The organism is Ruegeria sp. CDSC081, assembly GCF_059610485.1.
Map to the genome: position 1 here is coordinate 155,093 of NZ_JBXWNS010000004.1, position 15,823 is coordinate 170,915.

Genomic DNA, 15,823 nt, shown 5'->3' on the forward strand with positions numbered 1-15,823 from the left:
ACTGTCCCTCGGCGCGCATGCTTAGAAATGGGGGCGGGGCCTCATCTTTTCCACACTAAACTGAATAGTTCGGTTCACTTTTTTCTGCAAGGGTATCCGCAGGTGGGGGAATTGTATGAAATCGGACCCTTGGCTTGGCAATGGCAGCGGGGTATGACATTGCCCAATATCACAGAACACAAGCCCGGGGAGCAGGGATGAGCGACGTCGACAGTTTCATTGATGAGGTGACCGAAGAGGTGCGCCGCGACCGTCTGTTCTTGCTTTTGCGCCGTTGGGGTTGGGTTGGCGTAGTGGCGGTTGTTCTGATCGTTGGTGGTGCCGCGTTCAACGAACTACGCAAGGCGCGCGCAACCAGTCAGGCACAGGATCTGGGAGATGCGATTCTGGCCGCTATGGCACAGAATGAGTCCGCCGATCGTGCCGATGATCTTGCCTTGGTACCTGCACCAACACCCGGTGGAGATGCGATTGTAAAGATGCTGCTTTCTGCCTCGCAGACCGAAATCGAGTCCGGGCAGGGCGCTGTTGAGAGTCTGAACGCCATTGCGGTTCAGGGTGATCTGCCTGAAATTTACCGGGCCATCGCGACCTTCAAGGCTTTGCTGCTGCAAAGCGAGACAATGCCGGTAGCAGACCGACGTCAGCAATTCGAAGCGCTGGCCGTGCCGGGAGCCCCATTGCGGTTGCTGGCAGAGGAGCAACTGGCACTGATCGAAGTGTCCGAAGGTCAAGTCGATGCCGCCATTTCCCGTTTGCAGGCAATGCGGCAGGACGCTGAAATCGGCGTAGATCTGCAGCAACGCGCAACACAGTTGATTGTTGCGCTGGGTGGTGAACCGGAACCGCTGGTCGCACGGCAAAGCTGAACCGGTAGAAAATAAATGACAGGCAAGTTCGGAGTATCATGGTGATTAGTCTCTTCCCCCGTATTGGGTTGCCGGTCGCGGTTGTTTCCCTGACATTGCTGGCGGCTTGTCAGGAGCCCGAGGTCATCCTGCCCGGAGCTCGTGAGGACATCCGACCCACATCCGACAATGAAACGGTTGAGACCCAGGGAGCCAAGCCGATCAGCCTTCCTGCCCAGACGGCCAATGCCAACTGGTCACAAAGCCCGGGAACCGCTGCGTATCGGACGACAAATGCCTCTTTGCGTAATACTCCACAGAAACTGTGGTCAACGTCGATCGGTGATGGAGATTCGCGCAAGCAGCGCATCACGGCCGAGCCGGTCGTTGCAGGTGGTTTGGTCTACACGCTGGATTCCGGAGCGACCGTTTCAGCGGTCTCACCGCAGGGGCAGGTTGCCTGGAGTACAGATCTAATCCCTGGCACCGACGGAGATTCAGATGCAACTGGCGGTGGATTGGCCTATGCTAATGGCGTTCTTTATGTGTCTTCTGGTTTTGGTCGCCTGACCGCTCTGGATGGCAAAACCGGTGCCATTCGTTGGCAAAAGCGCCTGAATGCTACGGGCAGCGGCTCACCTCTGATCAATGATGGCCTGCTGTATCTTGTCGCCGGAGATGAAATCGGATGGACGATTGATACAAAAGATGGGCGCATCCTCTGGCAGGTTCAGGGCACCCCAAGCGTTGGCAATGTATTGGGCGCGCCTGCGCCGGTGATTGCCTCGGATTTCTCGGTGTTTGCATTTGGCTCGGGCGATATAGCTGCAACGTTCCGCAGAGGTGGTATTCGCCGCTGGAACGCGTCGGTTGCTGGTGGGCGTCGAGGGCGCGCCGCAGCGCAGATCGTTGACGTAACAGGCGGCCCGATGGTGGTCGGCGATACCATCTATATCGGCAACCATTCAGGCCGCACCGTGGCATTCGATTCCACTTCGGGTGAGCGGAGATGGACCGCGGATGAAGGCGCCGTTGATACGGTTTGGCCGGCTGGAAACAGCATCTTCCTGATTAGTGATCGCAGTCAGTTGGTGCGTCTGGATGCCTCGGATGGCTCGATTGTGTGGGCGCAGGACTTGCCTGGATTCGTCAAGGACAAGCCCGGTCGGCGTGGCGCAATCTATGCGCATTACGGGCCGATCATGGCTGGTGGGCGTATCGTTGTTGCATCGAACGATGGTTATCTAAGGTTCTATAACCCGCTCGACGGCACGCTGGTTCACCGCGTCGAGGTTCCCGGCGGTGCCACTACGGCGCCAGTTGTTGCCGGGCAAACCTTGTACGTCGTTTCGACCAAAGGTGAACTGCACGCTTTCCGTTGACGACAAGATGCGCTAAAGGGCGCGTCTGAGTCTTGAAAGTTGAGTATCATGTCCCTGACCCTCGCTATCGTGGGGCGCCCCAATGTGGGCAAATCCACTTTGTTCAACCGCCTCGTCGGCAAACGACTGGCATTGGTCGACGACCAGCCAGGTGTTACGCGCGATTTGCGCGAAGGCGAAGCGCGTCTGGGCGATCTGCGCTTTACCGTTATTGATACGGCGGGTCTTGAGGATGCGACAGACGACAGCCTTGAAGGCCGGATGCGACGCCTGACCGAGCGCGCCGTGGACATGGCTGATGTGTGCCTGTTCATGATCGACGCGCGTGTGGGGTTGACGCCCACAGATGAGATGTTTGCCGAGATTCTGCGCAAACGATCGAAACACGTGATCCTTGCGGCCAACAAAGCCGAAGGTTCGGCGGCTGATGCCGGTGTGCTCGAAGCTTATAATCTGGGTCTGGGCGAGCCGGTCCGCCTGTCGGGTGAACATGGCGAAGGGATGACCGATCTTTACGCACATCTGATGCCTCTGGCGGATGCTGCTGCGGAAAAAGCGATCGAAGAAGCGCCCGTGACTGATATCGAGCTTGATGAAGACGGCGAAGCCGTAACCCCGTTGATCACCGACGCCAAGCCGTTGCAAGTTGCCGTTGTTGGTCGCCCGAATGCTGGAAAATCCACCCTGATCAACAAGATCGTTGGCGAAGATCGCTTGTTGACCGGACCCGAGGCCGGGATCACACGCGATGCAATCAGCCTGCGGATCGACTGGGCCGACCCCGAGGGTGAAAGCACGCCGATGCGGATCTTCGATACGGCGGGGATGCGCAAAAAAGCCAAGGTACAGGAAAAACTCGAGAAGCTTTCTGTATCGGATGGTTTGCGTGCAGTAAAATTTGCCGAGGTTGTGGTGGTGTTGCTGGATGCGGCGATTCCGTTTGAACAGCAGGATCTGCGCATCGCGGATCTGGCCGAACGCGAGGGCCGAGCCGTCGTTGTCGCCATTAACAAATGGGATATCGAAGAGGACAAGCAGGAAAAACTGCGCGATCTGAAAGAATCGTTCGAACGTCTTCTGCCGCAGTTGCGCGGCGCGCCACTGGTCACGGTTTCGGCCAAAACAGGGCGGGGGCTTGAGCGCCTGCGAGCTGCTATCCTACGCGCCCATGATATCTGGAACCGACGTGTGCCGACTGCTGCTTTGAACCGTTGGTTGATCGCAATGCTGGAACAGCACCCGCCGCCAGCGCCGCAGGGTCGCCGGATCAAGCTGCGGTATATGACTCAGGCCAAAACCCGCCCCCCTGGATTCGTGGTTATGTGTTCGCACCCCGACAAGATGCCTGAAAGCTATAACCGTTATCTGGTCAACGGCCTGCGTGAGAGTTTCGATATGCCCGGGACCCCCATCCGACTGACCTTGCGCGGACAGGGAGACAAGAACCCTTATAAGGGACGGCGTAAGAAAAACGCAGGTGCCTTGGCCAAACATTTGAAGGGACGCGCGTAACTGCGCCAATCTGTTGCATTTTTCATCTCGGGGCGTGACAGCCCTTTGATGGCGCGCTAGCATTCGCTGGCGCGCTTTTGTTTCCAAGCGTGTCGCTTGTTTGCGGGAAGACCGCACCCATTTTTAGAATCACATTGCAACGGGCCATTGTGGGGAGCCGACGGAATGGATTTGAGAGAATACACACGTCAATACGCGGTTCAGGATAATGGATTGGCCGCGATCAGCTACTTTGGGACTTTCGCGGTTTATTTCTCATCGTTGGCATTAGCCATCATCTATGTGGACCGCTGGTATGTCATGATGCCGGCCGGGGTGGTTTTCGCGTTTTCCGCTGTTCGCCTTTACGTGCTGCAGCACGATTGCGGGCATCATTCGCTATTTGAAACGCGTGCACAGAATGAATGGGCAGGGCATGGGCTTTCCCCGTTCACTTTCGCTCCATTCGAAGTGATGAAGCAAAACCACAACCTGCATCATTCCGGCATCGGCAATCTGGAACATCGTGAGACCGGCGAAATTCATACCATGACCGTGAGGGAATGGAATGCGGCGAACTGGTGGTCGCGGCTGTATTATCGCCTATACCGCAACCCGTTTGTGCTGGTACCGGTCGGAGCACTGTTTACTTATTTCATTCGCTACCGCTGGCCCAAGAATACGGTGCGGTTCGGCGTCAAAGGCGTGCTGCTGCACAACCTGTCGATCCTGATTTTCCTGGGCCTGCTGTATCTGATCGCCGGTGCGACCGGTATTTTGGTTTGGGTGGCCTTTTCCTTCCTTGGCGGGATGCTGGGAGTTTTCTTAGTCTATCTTCAGCATAATTTCGAAGACACATACTGGGACCGTCGCCCAGATCTGGATCCGAAATTGGCCGCGCTGCAGGGGTCGTCGGCGCTGGATTTCGGCTGGTGGTTTGATAATGCGGTGGCCTGCATCACATTGCACGACATACACCACTTCAACGCGCGCATCCCGTCTTACCGGCTGCGGGAATGCCACTATAACCTGCCGTCCGAATATACGCCGCGCCGGATCAAATTCCCCGAGGCGGTAGCGGCTTTGAATCTGAAACTTTGGGATGAGGACACCAAACGGCTTGTGCCTTTCCCTCCTAAGGATCAATCCCGGGGGCTGGCCCATAGCAGCTAGCCGGTATTCCGGCCCGATGTGAGAAGGAAAGGAACTCTGATGACCGCAGTGACCGATGTAAAGGGTGTAGGCGAGGTGCTTGGGCAAGCGTTGATTGCCAATGGCTTCAAGACCGCAGAAGACCTTGCGAGCGCGAAACCCGCAGAGCTCGTCAAAGTTCCCCGCATTGGTGTGGCACGGGCACCGGTTCTTATAGCGGCGGCGAAAGCAGCTGTTTCAGCCAAAACCACGATTGCGCGCGCGGCATCCAAGCGCCCAGCTGCTCGGAAGGGCGTTACTGCCGCCGCCCGGAAGCGGGCTGAGGAAACCGCCCAGAAGGCTGCTGAAGAGAAAGCCGCTGCTGAAGCCAAAGCGCGAAAAAAGGCCAAGGCAAAAGCCAAGGCTGAGAAAGCTGCCAAAAAGCTGCTGGAAATGGAGGCCGCATTCTCAAAGGCAAAGGACAAGGTGAAAGCCAAAGCCAAAAAGGATAAAAAGTCCAAAAAGGACGACAAGAAAAAAGATCAAAAGAAACAGGACGCCAAAGAGAAAGTCGGCAAGAAGAAGAGTAAGAAAAAAGATAAGAAAAAGGCGAAGAAGTAGACCTCCTCCACCTTTTGATTTTCTCAGGACCGGCGCAGTTGGTTAGCGCCGGTTTTCTTATACCAGCGTGCCGTCCCGCTGTAAGGTCAGTTTACCGCCAAGATAGGGGGCCAGAACCTTGGGCAAGGTCACGGTACCATCTGCGTTCTGACCATTTTCCAGCACGGCGATCAGGCAACGACCGACAGCCAGACCGGAGCCGTTCAGTGTATGGACGTATTCCGGTTTGCCACCCGCTTCGGGGCGGAACCGCGCGTTCATGCGGCGGGCCTGAAAATCACCACAAGTCGAGACCGAGCTGATCTCGCGATAGGTATCCTGTCCGGGCAACCACGCCTCGATGTCATAGGTACGGCGCGCGCCAAAGCCCATGTCGCCCGTACACAGGATCACGGTGCGATAGGGTATGCCCAATTTTTCCAGAATACCTTCGGCGCAGCGTAACATGCGCTTTTGTTCCTTATCCGATTTGTCCGGATGGGTGACCGAGACCATCTCGACCTTTTCGAACTGGTGCTGGCGCAGCATCCCACGGGTGTCTCTGCCAGCGCTGCCAGCCTCGGACCGGAAGCACAGGGAATGCGCGGTATAGCGGCGAGGCAGATAGCTTTCTTCGATCAGCGTTTCATTGACGATATTGGTCAGCGACACTTCGGAGGTCGGGATCAGCCACCAGCCTTCACGGGTCTGATAGCTGTCTTCGCCAAACTTCGGCAGTTGCCCGGTGCCCTGCATCATTTCGGAGAGAACCAGAACCGGGCCGTTGACCTCGGTTAGTTCGTTTTCGTTGATATGTGTGTCCAGCATGAACTGCGCCAATGCGCGGTGAATGCGGGCTACGCCACCGGACAGCAGCACAAAACGCGAGCCGGACAGTTTCGCGGCGGTCTCAAAATCCATACCGGTCTGGACGGCTTCGATCTCAAAATGCTCTTTGGGCGCAAAATCCAGCGTGGGCGGAGTGCCCCAGCGGTTGACTTCGACATTGTCGTTTTCATCCGCACCTTCGGGAACATCTTCGGCGGGCAGGTTGGCGATGCGGATCAGTTGATCGGTCAGAAGGGCGTCCAGATCCTTGGCTTCGGTCTGCATCTGGGCGATCTCGGCCTTTTTCTCGGCGACCAGCGCGCGCAGGCGCTCGAACTCGACCTCATCGCCGCGCCCCTTGGCCGCGCCCACCTCTTTAGAGGCCTTGTTCTGTTCAGCCTGAGCGGTTTCGGCGGCCAGAATCTTGGCACGGCGGCTTTCATCCAGGCGCAACAGGTCCGACGACACCGGCGCGTCCCCACGGCGCGCAAGGGCGGCGTCGAAGGCGGCTGGGTTTTCGCGTATGGCGCGGATGTCGTGCATGGTTCAGGTCCTTAATGCGTGAATCACTGACCCCGCTTATGCACCATATGAAAGGCGGGGTGTAGCACCGGTTACGACTTATCCGTTCCCTCGTGTGCTTCATGTGCCAGATGGCCATGCCAGGCTTCTGTGGGGATTTTAGGCTCGGGAGGATCAGCCATGTAGGACGGGGTCATGATCTGCACATTGTTCTCGTTGAACACGGCCACGATATTGCGATGCAGGTCTGACCGGATTTTCGGGATGATGCTGCCCCGCGTGGTATAGCCGTTGATCTGATAGTTGATCGCATAGTCGGCCAGGGCGGTCCACAAAACGAAAGGTTCCGGCTTTGCCTTGATCGCCTTTGTTCGGCGCGCGGCTTCGATCAGCATCGCCTCGACCTTCTCCGAAGGCTCCTCATAGCCGATACCGACAGTGGTGTGCAGCAACAGCCCGCTACCATCTGTTTTCTTTGAGAAATTGATCACATCCGAATTCATCAGCTGTGCATTCGGGATCGAGATCAACTCGTTCTTGATCGACTTCAGATGAGTCTCCATCAGTTTGATCCGAACAACGTCACCGATGTGGTCGCCAATCTGGATGCGATCGCCAATCGAGGTTGAGCGGCGGTAGATCACAAACAGCCCAGCCAGCATGTTGGAGACCACCGAATTCGCACCAAGCGATAGCATCGCACCCACCAGAATAGTCAGCCCCTGAAACGCTGCGGAATCCGAGCCTGGGATATAGGGTACTGCAAACACCAATGCGATCAGGATGACCAAAACGCGGGCAATGTTGAATGTCGGGTTTACCCAATGGCTTTCAAAATCGCCCAGCTCGAATGTGCCGGCCTCGACCGCGTCAAAGAACACGCGCATCCCTTTGATGATATACATCGCCAACCAGGCGATCAGCGCCAGCATGATAAGGTTGGGGATATAGCTGACCACTCCTTTGAAGATCAGCAGAACCGGTTCGGTCAGATAGGTCAGCAACAGCTGAGCGAAATAACGGGTTTCGGCAAAGGAAAGCAGAACAAAAGACAGGTAGTAGTAAAAGCCCAGAAAGAAGACGACCAGCAATATGAAGTTCAGACCGTAACTGACGAGGGCTGCAATGGCTTCGGCTTGAACGCTTTTGGCTGTTGCCGTTTCCACGTCCTTCAGATGGCGCGATACGAATTTCAGGGTACGCCGTCTGATGCGCCGGTGCAGCCACAGAATAAAGGCGATGAATACGGCAAACCCCAACGTCCAGCCCAAAGCCTCAAGCGCGCCGGATACACGCGCCTGTTCGGTTCGGTTTGCGCGGTAGGCGACAATCGCATCATGGATGGCCGAGCCATGGAGATAGGTGATGACGTCCAGCTCCATCTGGTCCATTTCGGCATCGGCGACGGTGACCGTCGATACCGGCACGCCATCAACTAGAATACGCGTGCCCAGTTCCGTATCCTCATAAGTAACGGTAACCTCAGGATTTTCCGAGGATAGGGCCACTTGGATAATGTTGTTCTGAACGGTCTCGGCCCGTTCGGGCGCGGGCAGGGCGCTGGATCCGCGCAGGAAAAACAGGCTTTCGCCGTCGATGATGACCGGTGCTTTGAAATTCTCTGATTGTTCAGAGGTTTCAGGCGTTTCGATTGGCGCATCCTGTGCTAGCGCCATCGCTGTGCTGAACATAATCCAGACAAGCGTGAACCAGATGCGCGAAAGCGTGCCAAGCGTTTGGATTAATTGAATCATCGGTCCTCCTGCCGGCCAACTATATCCCAGCCGAGCCCGGATCAAAGGACCGATCTGCGACCCCGGCGTATTTCTTTGATCATTATGAGCCAATCATTGTAAAAACCTGTGCTGCCATTCCTTGCAAACAGGTGGTTCAGAGAATAGGTTCTCGCAAAATTTGCGGAGCATTTTCGCAGTACCAAACCAAAAGGAATATCCCATGGAAGGTGGCGCAATCGCCCAGTTTCTCCCGCTGATCCTGATTTTTGCGATCATGTATTTCCTGCTGATCCGTCCACAGCAGAAGAAAATGAAGGAACATCAAGCCATGGTCGAGGCCGTGCGCCGGGGCGATCAGGTCGTTACCCAGGGTGGGCTGATTGGTAAAGTGGCCAAGGTCAAAGAAGGCGATAACGAGATCGAAGTCGAAATCGCCGAGGGAGTCAAAGTCCGCGTGGTTAAATCGACCATTTCGCAGGTTCTGAACAAGACTGAGCCGGCGAAGTAACTTCGCGATATAATCCCTTGAAAAGGCAGGGTAATGCTGCAAATTGATACCTGGAAGCGGGTTCTGATCTGGCTGGTCTGCGTGACTGGCTTGCTGATGGCCCTGCCGAATGCGTTTTATACGCGCGTTGAACAATCCAATGACGCCAAGGCGGCGATTGAGCTTGGCTTCGACACTCCTGAAATGCAGGCCGAGGCGGCGCAATGGCCGAACTGGCTGCCGTCGTCGCTGGTCAATCTAGGGCTGGATCTGCGTGGTGGCGCGCATCTTTTGGCCGAAGTTCGGGTGGGTGACGTCTACGAATCCCGCATGGACGCCATGTGGCCCGAAATTCGGGATGCGCTGCGGGACGAACGTGCCACCGTGGGCACCATCCGTCGCCAGGACTCGGCGCCTGCTGAGATTCGCCTTCGCATCAGTCAGCCCGAGGGCATGTCCCGCGCGCTGGAGGTTGTCCGCGGTCTGGCCCGTCAGGTGCAGACCCTCAGCGGTGTAGGGGCCACGGATATCGAGGCTCGCGCCGAAGGTGATACGATCATTGTGCAACTTTCTGAGGCCGAGAAACTGGCCTCAGACGACCGCACCGTGCGTCAATCGCTGGAAATCATTCGCCGCCGGATTGACGAGGTGGGCACCCGCGAGCCGACCATCCAAAGGCAAGGCACCGACCGTATCCTGATCCAGGTGCCAGGTATCGGCAGCGCAGGAGAGTTGAAAGAGATCATCGGCACGACCGCGCAACTGACCTTTAACCCCGTCGTTGGGCGCGGAACCGACCCCGATGCGATAGCGGGCGTTGGCGAAGAGGTGGTGCCGTCGATTGACGAAAATGGCGTCTATTACACGTTGGATGCCGCGCCTGTTGTAACGGGCGAGGAACTGGTCGATGCGCAGCCCGCGTTTGACCAGAATGGCCGCCCGGCGGTGAGTTTCCGCTTTAACACCTCAGGCGCGCGCAAATTTGGTGATTACACGCTGGAAAACATCGGGGCACCCTTTGCCATCGTTCTGGATGACGAAGTGATCTCAGCCCCGGTGATCCAAAGTCATATCCCCGGTGGGTCTGGTATCATCACCGGTAATTTCACCGTTGAGGAAAGTACAAATCTGGCTGTCCTGTTGCGCGCAGGGGCACTGCCCGCCGGGCTGGAGTTTCTGGAAGAAAGAACCATCGGTCCCGAGCTGGGCCAGGACAGTATCGACGCGGGTAAGGTGGCAACCGTCGTGGCCTTTGTCGCGGTGCTGACATTCATGGCGCTCAGCTATGGCCTGTTTGGTATCTTCGCCAATATTGCGCTGATCATCAACGTTGGCCTGTTGTTCGGTCTGCTTTCCCTGATTGGGGCGACGTTGACCCTGCCTGGGATCGCGGGGATCGTTCTGACGGTAGGTATGGCGGTGGATGCCAACGTACTGATCTTCGAGCGTATCCGAGAGGAACTGAAATCTGCCAAAGGTCCTGCCCGCGCGATTGAGCTGGGTTATGAAAAAGCGCTGTCGGCCATTCTGGACGCCAACGTGACCACCTTCATTACCGCTGTAATCCTGTTTGCTATGGGCAGCGGGCCAGTGCGCGGGTTCGCAATCACTTTGGGTCTGGGTATTCTGACCTCGGTCTTCACCGCGATCTTCGTGACGCGCCTGATGATCGTGATTTGGTTCGAACGCCGCCGTCCGAAAACGATCGAGGTTTGACATGAGACTGAAACTCGTACCCCAGAATACCTCGTTCGATTTCTTCAGTCGCTGGAAGATCTGGCTGGGTATCTCGGCCTTGATGATGATTGTCGCGTTTACGTCATTCATGCTGCAGGGCCTGAATTTCGGCATTGATTTCCGTGGAGGGACCACCATTCGGACCCAAAGCGCGCAGGAAATCGATGTCGGCACATATCGTGACGCTATTGCGCCGCTTGGACTTGGCGACGTGACGATCACCGAGATTTTCGATCCGAGCTTCGGGCCAGATCAACATGTCGCGATGATCCGCATTCAGGCGCAGGATGATGCTGAGGCTGTCAATGCGGCCACGATTGAACAAATTGGCGAAGCTCTTGCCGCAGCGGACCCCGGGTTGAAACTGCCCTTCGAAAGCGTCGAATCTGTAGGACCCAAAGTCTCGGGAGAGCTTATCCAGACCGCCGTAATCGCGGTGGTGCTCGCCATTGGGGCGGTGCTTGTCTACATCTGGCTGCGGTTTGAATGGCAGTTTGCGCTGGGGGCTGTCGCTGCGCTGGTGCATGACGTCATCCTGACTATCGGCATCTTTTCCGAACTGCAGATCCGCTTTGATCTGGCGATCATCGCTGCGCTGCTGACCATCGTGGGCTATTCGTTGAATGATACGGTGGTCGTGTTCGACCGGGTGCGCGAGAACTTGCGGAAATACAAGAAAAAGGACCTAAAGGAGGTTTTGAACCTTTCGATCAACGAAACGCTCAGCCGGACAGTCATGACCTCTGTCACCACCTTGCTGGCGTTGATTTCGCTCTATGTTCTGGGTGGGGATGTGATCCGCGGGTTTGTCTTTGCTATGATTTGGGGTGTGATCGTAGGTACCTATTCGTCCGTCTTTGTGGCCTCAACCATCCTGTTGTGGCTGGGCGTCAAGCGCGACTGGTCCAAGCCATCAAACACTTCTGGCAACCAGTTTGCCAACATCGATGCCTGAGTATTTTGGCCAGTCCCCCACAGGGCTGGCCATCATAGTATTTGCTGCCTTTCTTGGCGGTGTTGTGCGCGGCTTTTCCGGATTTGGGACCGCCCTGATTTTCCTGCCTATCGCAACCCCATTCCTTGATCCTTTCAAGGCGCTGACCTGCCTGACAATCATGGATATTCTGGGCCCGCTGCCCAACCTTCGCCGGGCCTGGCGCGAGGTCGACAGGGGTGATCTGGTCCGTCTGGTGGGAGGGTGCGCACTCGCTCTGCCATTGGGGCTGTGGTTGCTGACCACGGTCGATCCACATGTATTTCGCTATACCGTTAGCCTGTTGGCGTTTCTTATGCTGGCTATTCTGGTGTTCGGTCTGCGCTATCACGGTCATGTCAGCCGCAAAATGGTTTTGGGAATAGGAGGCGCTGGTGGGTTTTTGGGCGGTGTCGCGGGCCTGCCCGGACCGGCCGTTATCTTGTTCTATATGTCTCGACCTCTGCCCGTGGCCGTGATCCGTGCGACGATTCTGTTATACCTTTTCGCCTTTGATTTTCTTCTGCTCGGGTACCTGACTGGCATGGACCGTATCACGTTGCCTGCTGTTATATTGGGTCTGGCTCTGGCAGTCCCCAATCTGGCTGGTAATTGGCTGGGTGGTTGGATGTTCCGGCCCGAGCGGGAAAAGCTGTATCGTGCCGCAGCGTATTTGGCGATAGCGCTTGCAGCCTTGTCGGGCTTACCGCTTTGGGGCTAGATGCCTCCTATGCGTATGAATGAAATCTCTTATGACAATGCGGCCCCTGTTGACGGATATGGTCCTGGGTTTTTCCGCATCGGTGGTCAGGTCTATGACGGGTCGGTGCTGACCGGCCCTGCAGGATCAGCGAAATGGGGCGGGTACGACGACAGGGATGGTCTGTTGAAATTGGCGGGTCAGGTCGATGTGCTGTTTATCGGAACCGGCGCTGAGCTGGCCCATATTCCTTCTGATCTGCGCGCCGCCTTGGAAGATTCGGGGATCGGGGTTGAGATCATGAACTCTCCGTCCGCGTGCCGCACATACAATATCCTGTTATCCGAAGGGCGCCGTATTGCGCTGGCGCTGCTACCGGTCTGATCGGATTCTTTTCCTCTGGCCTTGCGCTTAGATGCCACCCAAATACGTTGCTGTCGGTATGCTGCGGCAAATCCCGCCTTTTGCCTCTGACGGCAATAGGATAAGCGGGATTCATGACATTGACCGTGACCGACCTGTCGATCGCCCGAGGGGGCGTTCCTGTGCTGGAAAATCTCAGCTTTTCGCTGGAGCCCGGAAAGGCGCTTATCCTGCGCGGGCCGAACGGGATCGGTAAAACAACGCTGCTGCGAACGCTGGCGGGCCTGCAGCCTCCGCTTGAGGGGCAGATCGACGGGGCTGAGGACCGGATCGCCTATGCCTCACATTCCGACGGACTCAAGCCGACTCTGACCGTGGTGGAAAACCTGTCGTTCTGGGCGCAGGTCTTCGGCAGTCACAGCATTCAACCGGCCCTGGATGCGTTTGCTTTGACTGAGCTGTCGGATCGCCATGCAGGCAATCTGTCGGCAGGCCAGAAACGTCGATTGGGGTTGGCGCGGATGTTGGTCACCGAACGACCGATCTGGATGTTGGATGAGCCCACTGTGTCGCTGGATAAGAATGCAGTGCAGATGTTTGCTGACGCGGTGCGCGCGCATCTGGGGCAGGGTGGGTCTGCCCTGATTGCCACCCATATCGACCTTGGTCTGGACGGAGAGGTCCTGGATGTGGGGCCCAACAAGGCTAAACCGAAACCTGTCGATGATCTCGACGGAGGTTTCCTGTGATCGCCCTACTTTTACGTGATTTGAAACTGGCCTTCCGTGCGGGCGGTGGGTTTGGCCTTGGCCTGGCATTTTTTCTTATCGTCACCGTGCTGGTGCCTTTTTCAGTTGGCCCGCAATCCGCGTTGTTGTCCAAGATTGCACCTGGCGTGCTATGGCTGGGGGCGCTTTTGGCCTGCCTTCTGTCACTTGACCGGCTGCTTGCGCTGGATTGGGAGGACGGCTCGCTCGACCTATTGGCGACGGCGCCCCTGCCGTTAGAAGCGGTCGTAACGATCAAGTCTTTGGCGCATTGGCTGACTACGGGCTTGCCACTGGTTCTGGCCGCGCCCTTCCTGGGCGTTCTGCTTAATTTGCCTTTGCCCGGCTTTTTCTGGCTTGTCGTCTCACTTTTGATTGGCACGCCCGCGATGAGTGTCATCGGAACCTTTGGTGCCGCTCTTACGGTCGGCTTGAAACGCGGCGGATTGCTGCTGTCGCTTCTTGTGCTGCCTCTTTATGTACCGACATTGATCTTCGGGGCCGAGGTCGCGCGCCGCGGCGCAACCGGAATGGAAACGCAGACACCCTTGTTGATGCTGGCTGGGATCACTGCGGCGACGATTGCCCTGTTACCTTTTGCCAGCGCCGCCGTGTTGCGCATTAACCTACGGTGACACAGTGTAACTTTGACGGATGTCAATTGAGAATGAACCCGACTCGGACTAGATAAGGCCCATGTCTATCGCAGCCAAAGCCAATACCCTCTGGGAATATGCCAATCCGCGCAAGTTTCTTGCCACCAGTGAACGGGTGATGCCGTTCTTCTGGGGCGCGGCTTTGGTTTGCATCGTCATTGGTCTGGTGTGGGGATTTTTCTTCACACCCGATGATTACAAGCAGGGATCGACCGTCAAGATCATTTACCTGCATGTGCCCGCCGCGCTGATGGCGATTAACTGCTGGCTTATGATGCTGGCGACCTCTCTGGTTTGGCTGGTTCGCCGTCATCATGTCAGTGCGCTGGCTGCGCGCGCGGCCGCACCTGTGGGCATCGTGATGACATTGATTGCGTTGGCAACCGGGGCGATTTGGGGGCAGCCCATGTGGGGCACCTGGTGGGCCTGGGATCCACGTCTGACCTCATTCCTGATCCTGTTCCTCTTCTATTTGGGCTATGTCGCCTTGTGGGAGGCGATCGAAGACCCTGATACGGCTGCCGATCTGACCTCGATCCTGTGTCTGGTGGGGTCGGTCTTTGCTATCCTCAGCCGTTATGCGGTGAATTTCTGGAATCAGGGGCTGCATCAGGGCGCTTCTGTCCTGCGGGCTGGTGCTGTGACTGGAGCGGATACTGAAGAGAAGGTCAGCAATATCTATTTCTATCCTCTGCTGCTCTGCATTGTCGGGTTCGTGTTGTTGTTCATCGCCTTGGTACTTTACCGCACGGGTACTGAAATTCGCACGCGTCGGACCAAGACTCTGCTGGCGCGGGAAAGGGCAAACGGATGATCCCTGATCTTGGAAAATATGCCGATACGGTGCTCTGGTCCTATGTGGTTTCCATCGGGCTTTTGCTGGCACTGGTTCTGGTCAGCGTGATGCGGGGCCGCAAGAGCCAGGCTGAACTGGAAAAAGTTGAACAGAGGATAAAGCGCAATGGCTAAGATCTCGCCCCTGATGATTGCGCCTCCGTTGATATTTGGTGCCTTTGCTGTACTTGCCGGTATTGGCATGTTCCGTGATGATCCAAACGCTTTGCCCTCGGCCCGTGAGGGCCAAACCGCGCCACCGGTTGTATTAACAGATTTTGCAGGCAAGCCACAATTTGACGACGCAACGCTGCGCGATGGACAGATCAAGCTTGTGAATTACTGGGCCAGTTGGTGCGCGCCCTGCCGGGTAGAGCACCCGAACCTGCAGGCCCTGTCGGATGAAGGCATTCCTGTCTACGGTATCAATTATAAGGACAAGCTGGAAAATGCCGAGGCATTCCTGAACGAACTTGGTGATCCCTATACGGGTATCGGCCGGGATGAACAGGGACGCATGGCGCTGGACTGGGGCGTTTACGGCGTACCGGAAACCTATGTAGTCGACGGCGACGGAACCATTATCCTGCGCTTTGCTGGGCCGATTACCCAGCGCGTCATCGAAGGAACTATTCGGCCCGCTTTGGAAAAGGCTAAGGCCGATTAACGCGGCAGGGTGAGGGAAGAAACACCAGTCTTCTGAATGATCTGGTCACAATCATCCATCTTGGTGCTGTCACCGTAGCCCCTCTGGTTGGGCAGAACCAA

17 protein-coding genes are annotated in these 15,823 nt (G+C 56.6%); 15 read left to right on the forward strand and 2 right to left on the reverse strand.

All coding sequences use genetic code 11. The features are described 5' to 3' along the window. Positions 1 to 197 precede the first annotated feature (197 nt). The 5 genes from AC2FH9_RS08485 to AC2FH9_RS08505 all read left to right on the forward strand — a co-directional run bounded on the left by AC2FH9_RS08485 (position 198) and on the right by AC2FH9_RS08505 (position 5,473). On the forward strand, positions 198 to 869 hold the full coding sequence (locus AC2FH9_RS08485; protein WP_142633066.1) for a hypothetical protein: 672 nt from the start codon (positions 198 to 200) through the stop codon (positions 867 to 869). A gap of 38 nt (positions 870 to 907) precedes the next feature. Then, the gene (locus AC2FH9_RS08490) at positions 908 to 2,230 is read left to right on the forward strand and encodes a PQQ-like beta-propeller repeat protein (RefSeq protein WP_142633068.1); all 1,323 of its coding nucleotides are present in this window, start codon (positions 908 to 910) and stop codon (positions 2,228 to 2,230) included. Positions 2,231 to 2,278: 48 nt separating this feature from the next. Further along, entirely contained in the window at positions 2,279 to 3,742 is a 1,464-nt protein-coding gene (gene der / locus AC2FH9_RS08495) for a ribosome biogenesis GTPase Der (RefSeq protein WP_142633070.1), read from the forward strand. Between the two features lie 165 nt (positions 3,743 to 3,907). After that, on the forward strand, positions 3,908 to 4,894 hold the full coding sequence (locus tag AC2FH9_RS08500) for a fatty acid desaturase (RefSeq protein ID WP_496700554.1): 987 nt from the start codon (positions 3,908 to 3,910) through the stop codon (positions 4,892 to 4,894). A 39-nt stretch (positions 4,895 to 4,933) separates the two neighbouring features. Beyond that, entirely contained in the window at positions 4,934 to 5,473 is a 540-nt protein-coding gene (locus tag AC2FH9_RS08505) for a helix-hairpin-helix domain-containing protein (RefSeq protein WP_496871239.1), read from the forward strand. A 57-nt stretch (positions 5,474 to 5,530) separates the two neighbouring features. On the opposite strand, the gene serS is transcribed toward AC2FH9_RS08505, so the two are convergent. Beyond that, positions 5,531 to 6,823, reverse strand: a complete 1,293-nt coding sequence (gene serS / locus AC2FH9_RS08510) for a serine--tRNA ligase (protein ID WP_496695872.1) — start codon at positions 6,821 to 6,823, stop codon at positions 5,531 to 5,533. A 71-nt stretch (positions 6,824 to 6,894) separates the two neighbouring features. After that, positions 6,895 to 8,556: a mechanosensitive ion channel family protein gene (locus AC2FH9_RS08515; RefSeq protein ID WP_496871240.1), complete on the reverse strand. Its 1,662-nt coding sequence runs from the start codon at positions 8,554 to 8,556 to the stop codon at positions 6,895 to 6,897. A gap of 202 nt (positions 8,557 to 8,758) precedes the next feature. On the opposite strand from AC2FH9_RS08515, the gene yajC reads away from it, so the two are divergent. From yajC to AC2FH9_RS08565, 10 genes are all read left to right on the forward strand, one after another. Then, complete coding sequence (gene yajC, locus AC2FH9_RS08520; RefSeq protein WP_142633080.1) at positions 8,759 to 9,046, forward strand: preprotein translocase subunit YajC; 288 nt, start codon at positions 8,759 to 8,761, stop codon at positions 9,044 to 9,046. Between the two features lie 33 nt (positions 9,047 to 9,079). Further along, complete coding sequence (secD, locus tag AC2FH9_RS08525; protein ID WP_496871241.1) at positions 9,080 to 10,741, forward strand: protein translocase subunit SecD; 1,662 nt, start codon at positions 9,080 to 9,082, stop codon at positions 10,739 to 10,741. Position 10,742: 1 nt separating this feature from the next. Beyond that, a complete protein-coding gene (gene secF / locus AC2FH9_RS08530) occupies positions 10,743 to 11,717 on the forward strand; it encodes a protein translocase subunit SecF (protein WP_282021836.1) in 975 nt (324 codons plus the stop codon). Further along, positions 11,710 to 12,456, forward strand: a complete 747-nt coding sequence (locus tag AC2FH9_RS08535) for a sulfite exporter TauE/SafE family protein (RefSeq protein WP_496676192.1) — start codon at positions 11,710 to 11,712, stop codon at positions 12,454 to 12,456. Before secF ends, AC2FH9_RS08535 begins: the two co-directional genes overlap by 8 nt. A gap of 9 nt (positions 12,457 to 12,465) precedes the next feature. Beyond that, on the forward strand, positions 12,466 to 12,819 hold the full coding sequence (locus AC2FH9_RS08540) for an Mth938-like domain-containing protein (protein ID WP_142635082.1): 354 nt from the start codon (positions 12,466 to 12,468) through the stop codon (positions 12,817 to 12,819). Positions 12,820 to 12,932: 113 nt separating this feature from the next. Then, positions 12,933 to 13,547: a heme ABC exporter ATP-binding protein CcmA gene (ccmA, locus tag AC2FH9_RS08545; protein ID WP_496692361.1), complete on the forward strand. Its 615-nt coding sequence runs from the start codon at positions 12,933 to 12,935 to the stop codon at positions 13,545 to 13,547. Continuing rightward, positions 13,544 to 14,200 (forward strand): heme exporter protein CcmB, encoded by a 657-nt coding sequence (ccmB, locus tag AC2FH9_RS08550; RefSeq protein ID WP_496692360.1) that lies wholly within the window; start codon positions 13,544 to 13,546, stop codon positions 14,198 to 14,200. Before ccmA ends, ccmB begins: the two co-directional genes overlap by 4 nt. Before the next feature lie 61 nt (positions 14,201 to 14,261). Next, positions 14,262 to 15,035: a heme ABC transporter permease gene (locus tag AC2FH9_RS08555; RefSeq protein ID WP_142633092.1), complete on the forward strand. Its 774-nt coding sequence runs from the start codon at positions 14,262 to 14,264 to the stop codon at positions 15,033 to 15,035. Further along, on the forward strand, positions 15,032 to 15,190 hold the full coding sequence (gene ccmD / locus AC2FH9_RS08560) for a heme exporter protein CcmD (RefSeq protein WP_185956600.1): 159 nt from the start codon (positions 15,032 to 15,034) through the stop codon (positions 15,188 to 15,190). Before AC2FH9_RS08555 ends, ccmD begins: the two co-directional genes overlap by 4 nt. Next, the gene (locus tag AC2FH9_RS08565; RefSeq protein WP_142633094.1) at positions 15,183 to 15,722 is read left to right on the forward strand and encodes a DsbE family thiol:disulfide interchange protein; all 540 of its coding nucleotides are present in this window, start codon (positions 15,183 to 15,185) and stop codon (positions 15,720 to 15,722) included. The genes ccmD and AC2FH9_RS08565 overlap by 8 nt, the downstream gene beginning before the upstream one ends. Positions 15,723 to 15,823: the final 101 nt, after the last annotated feature.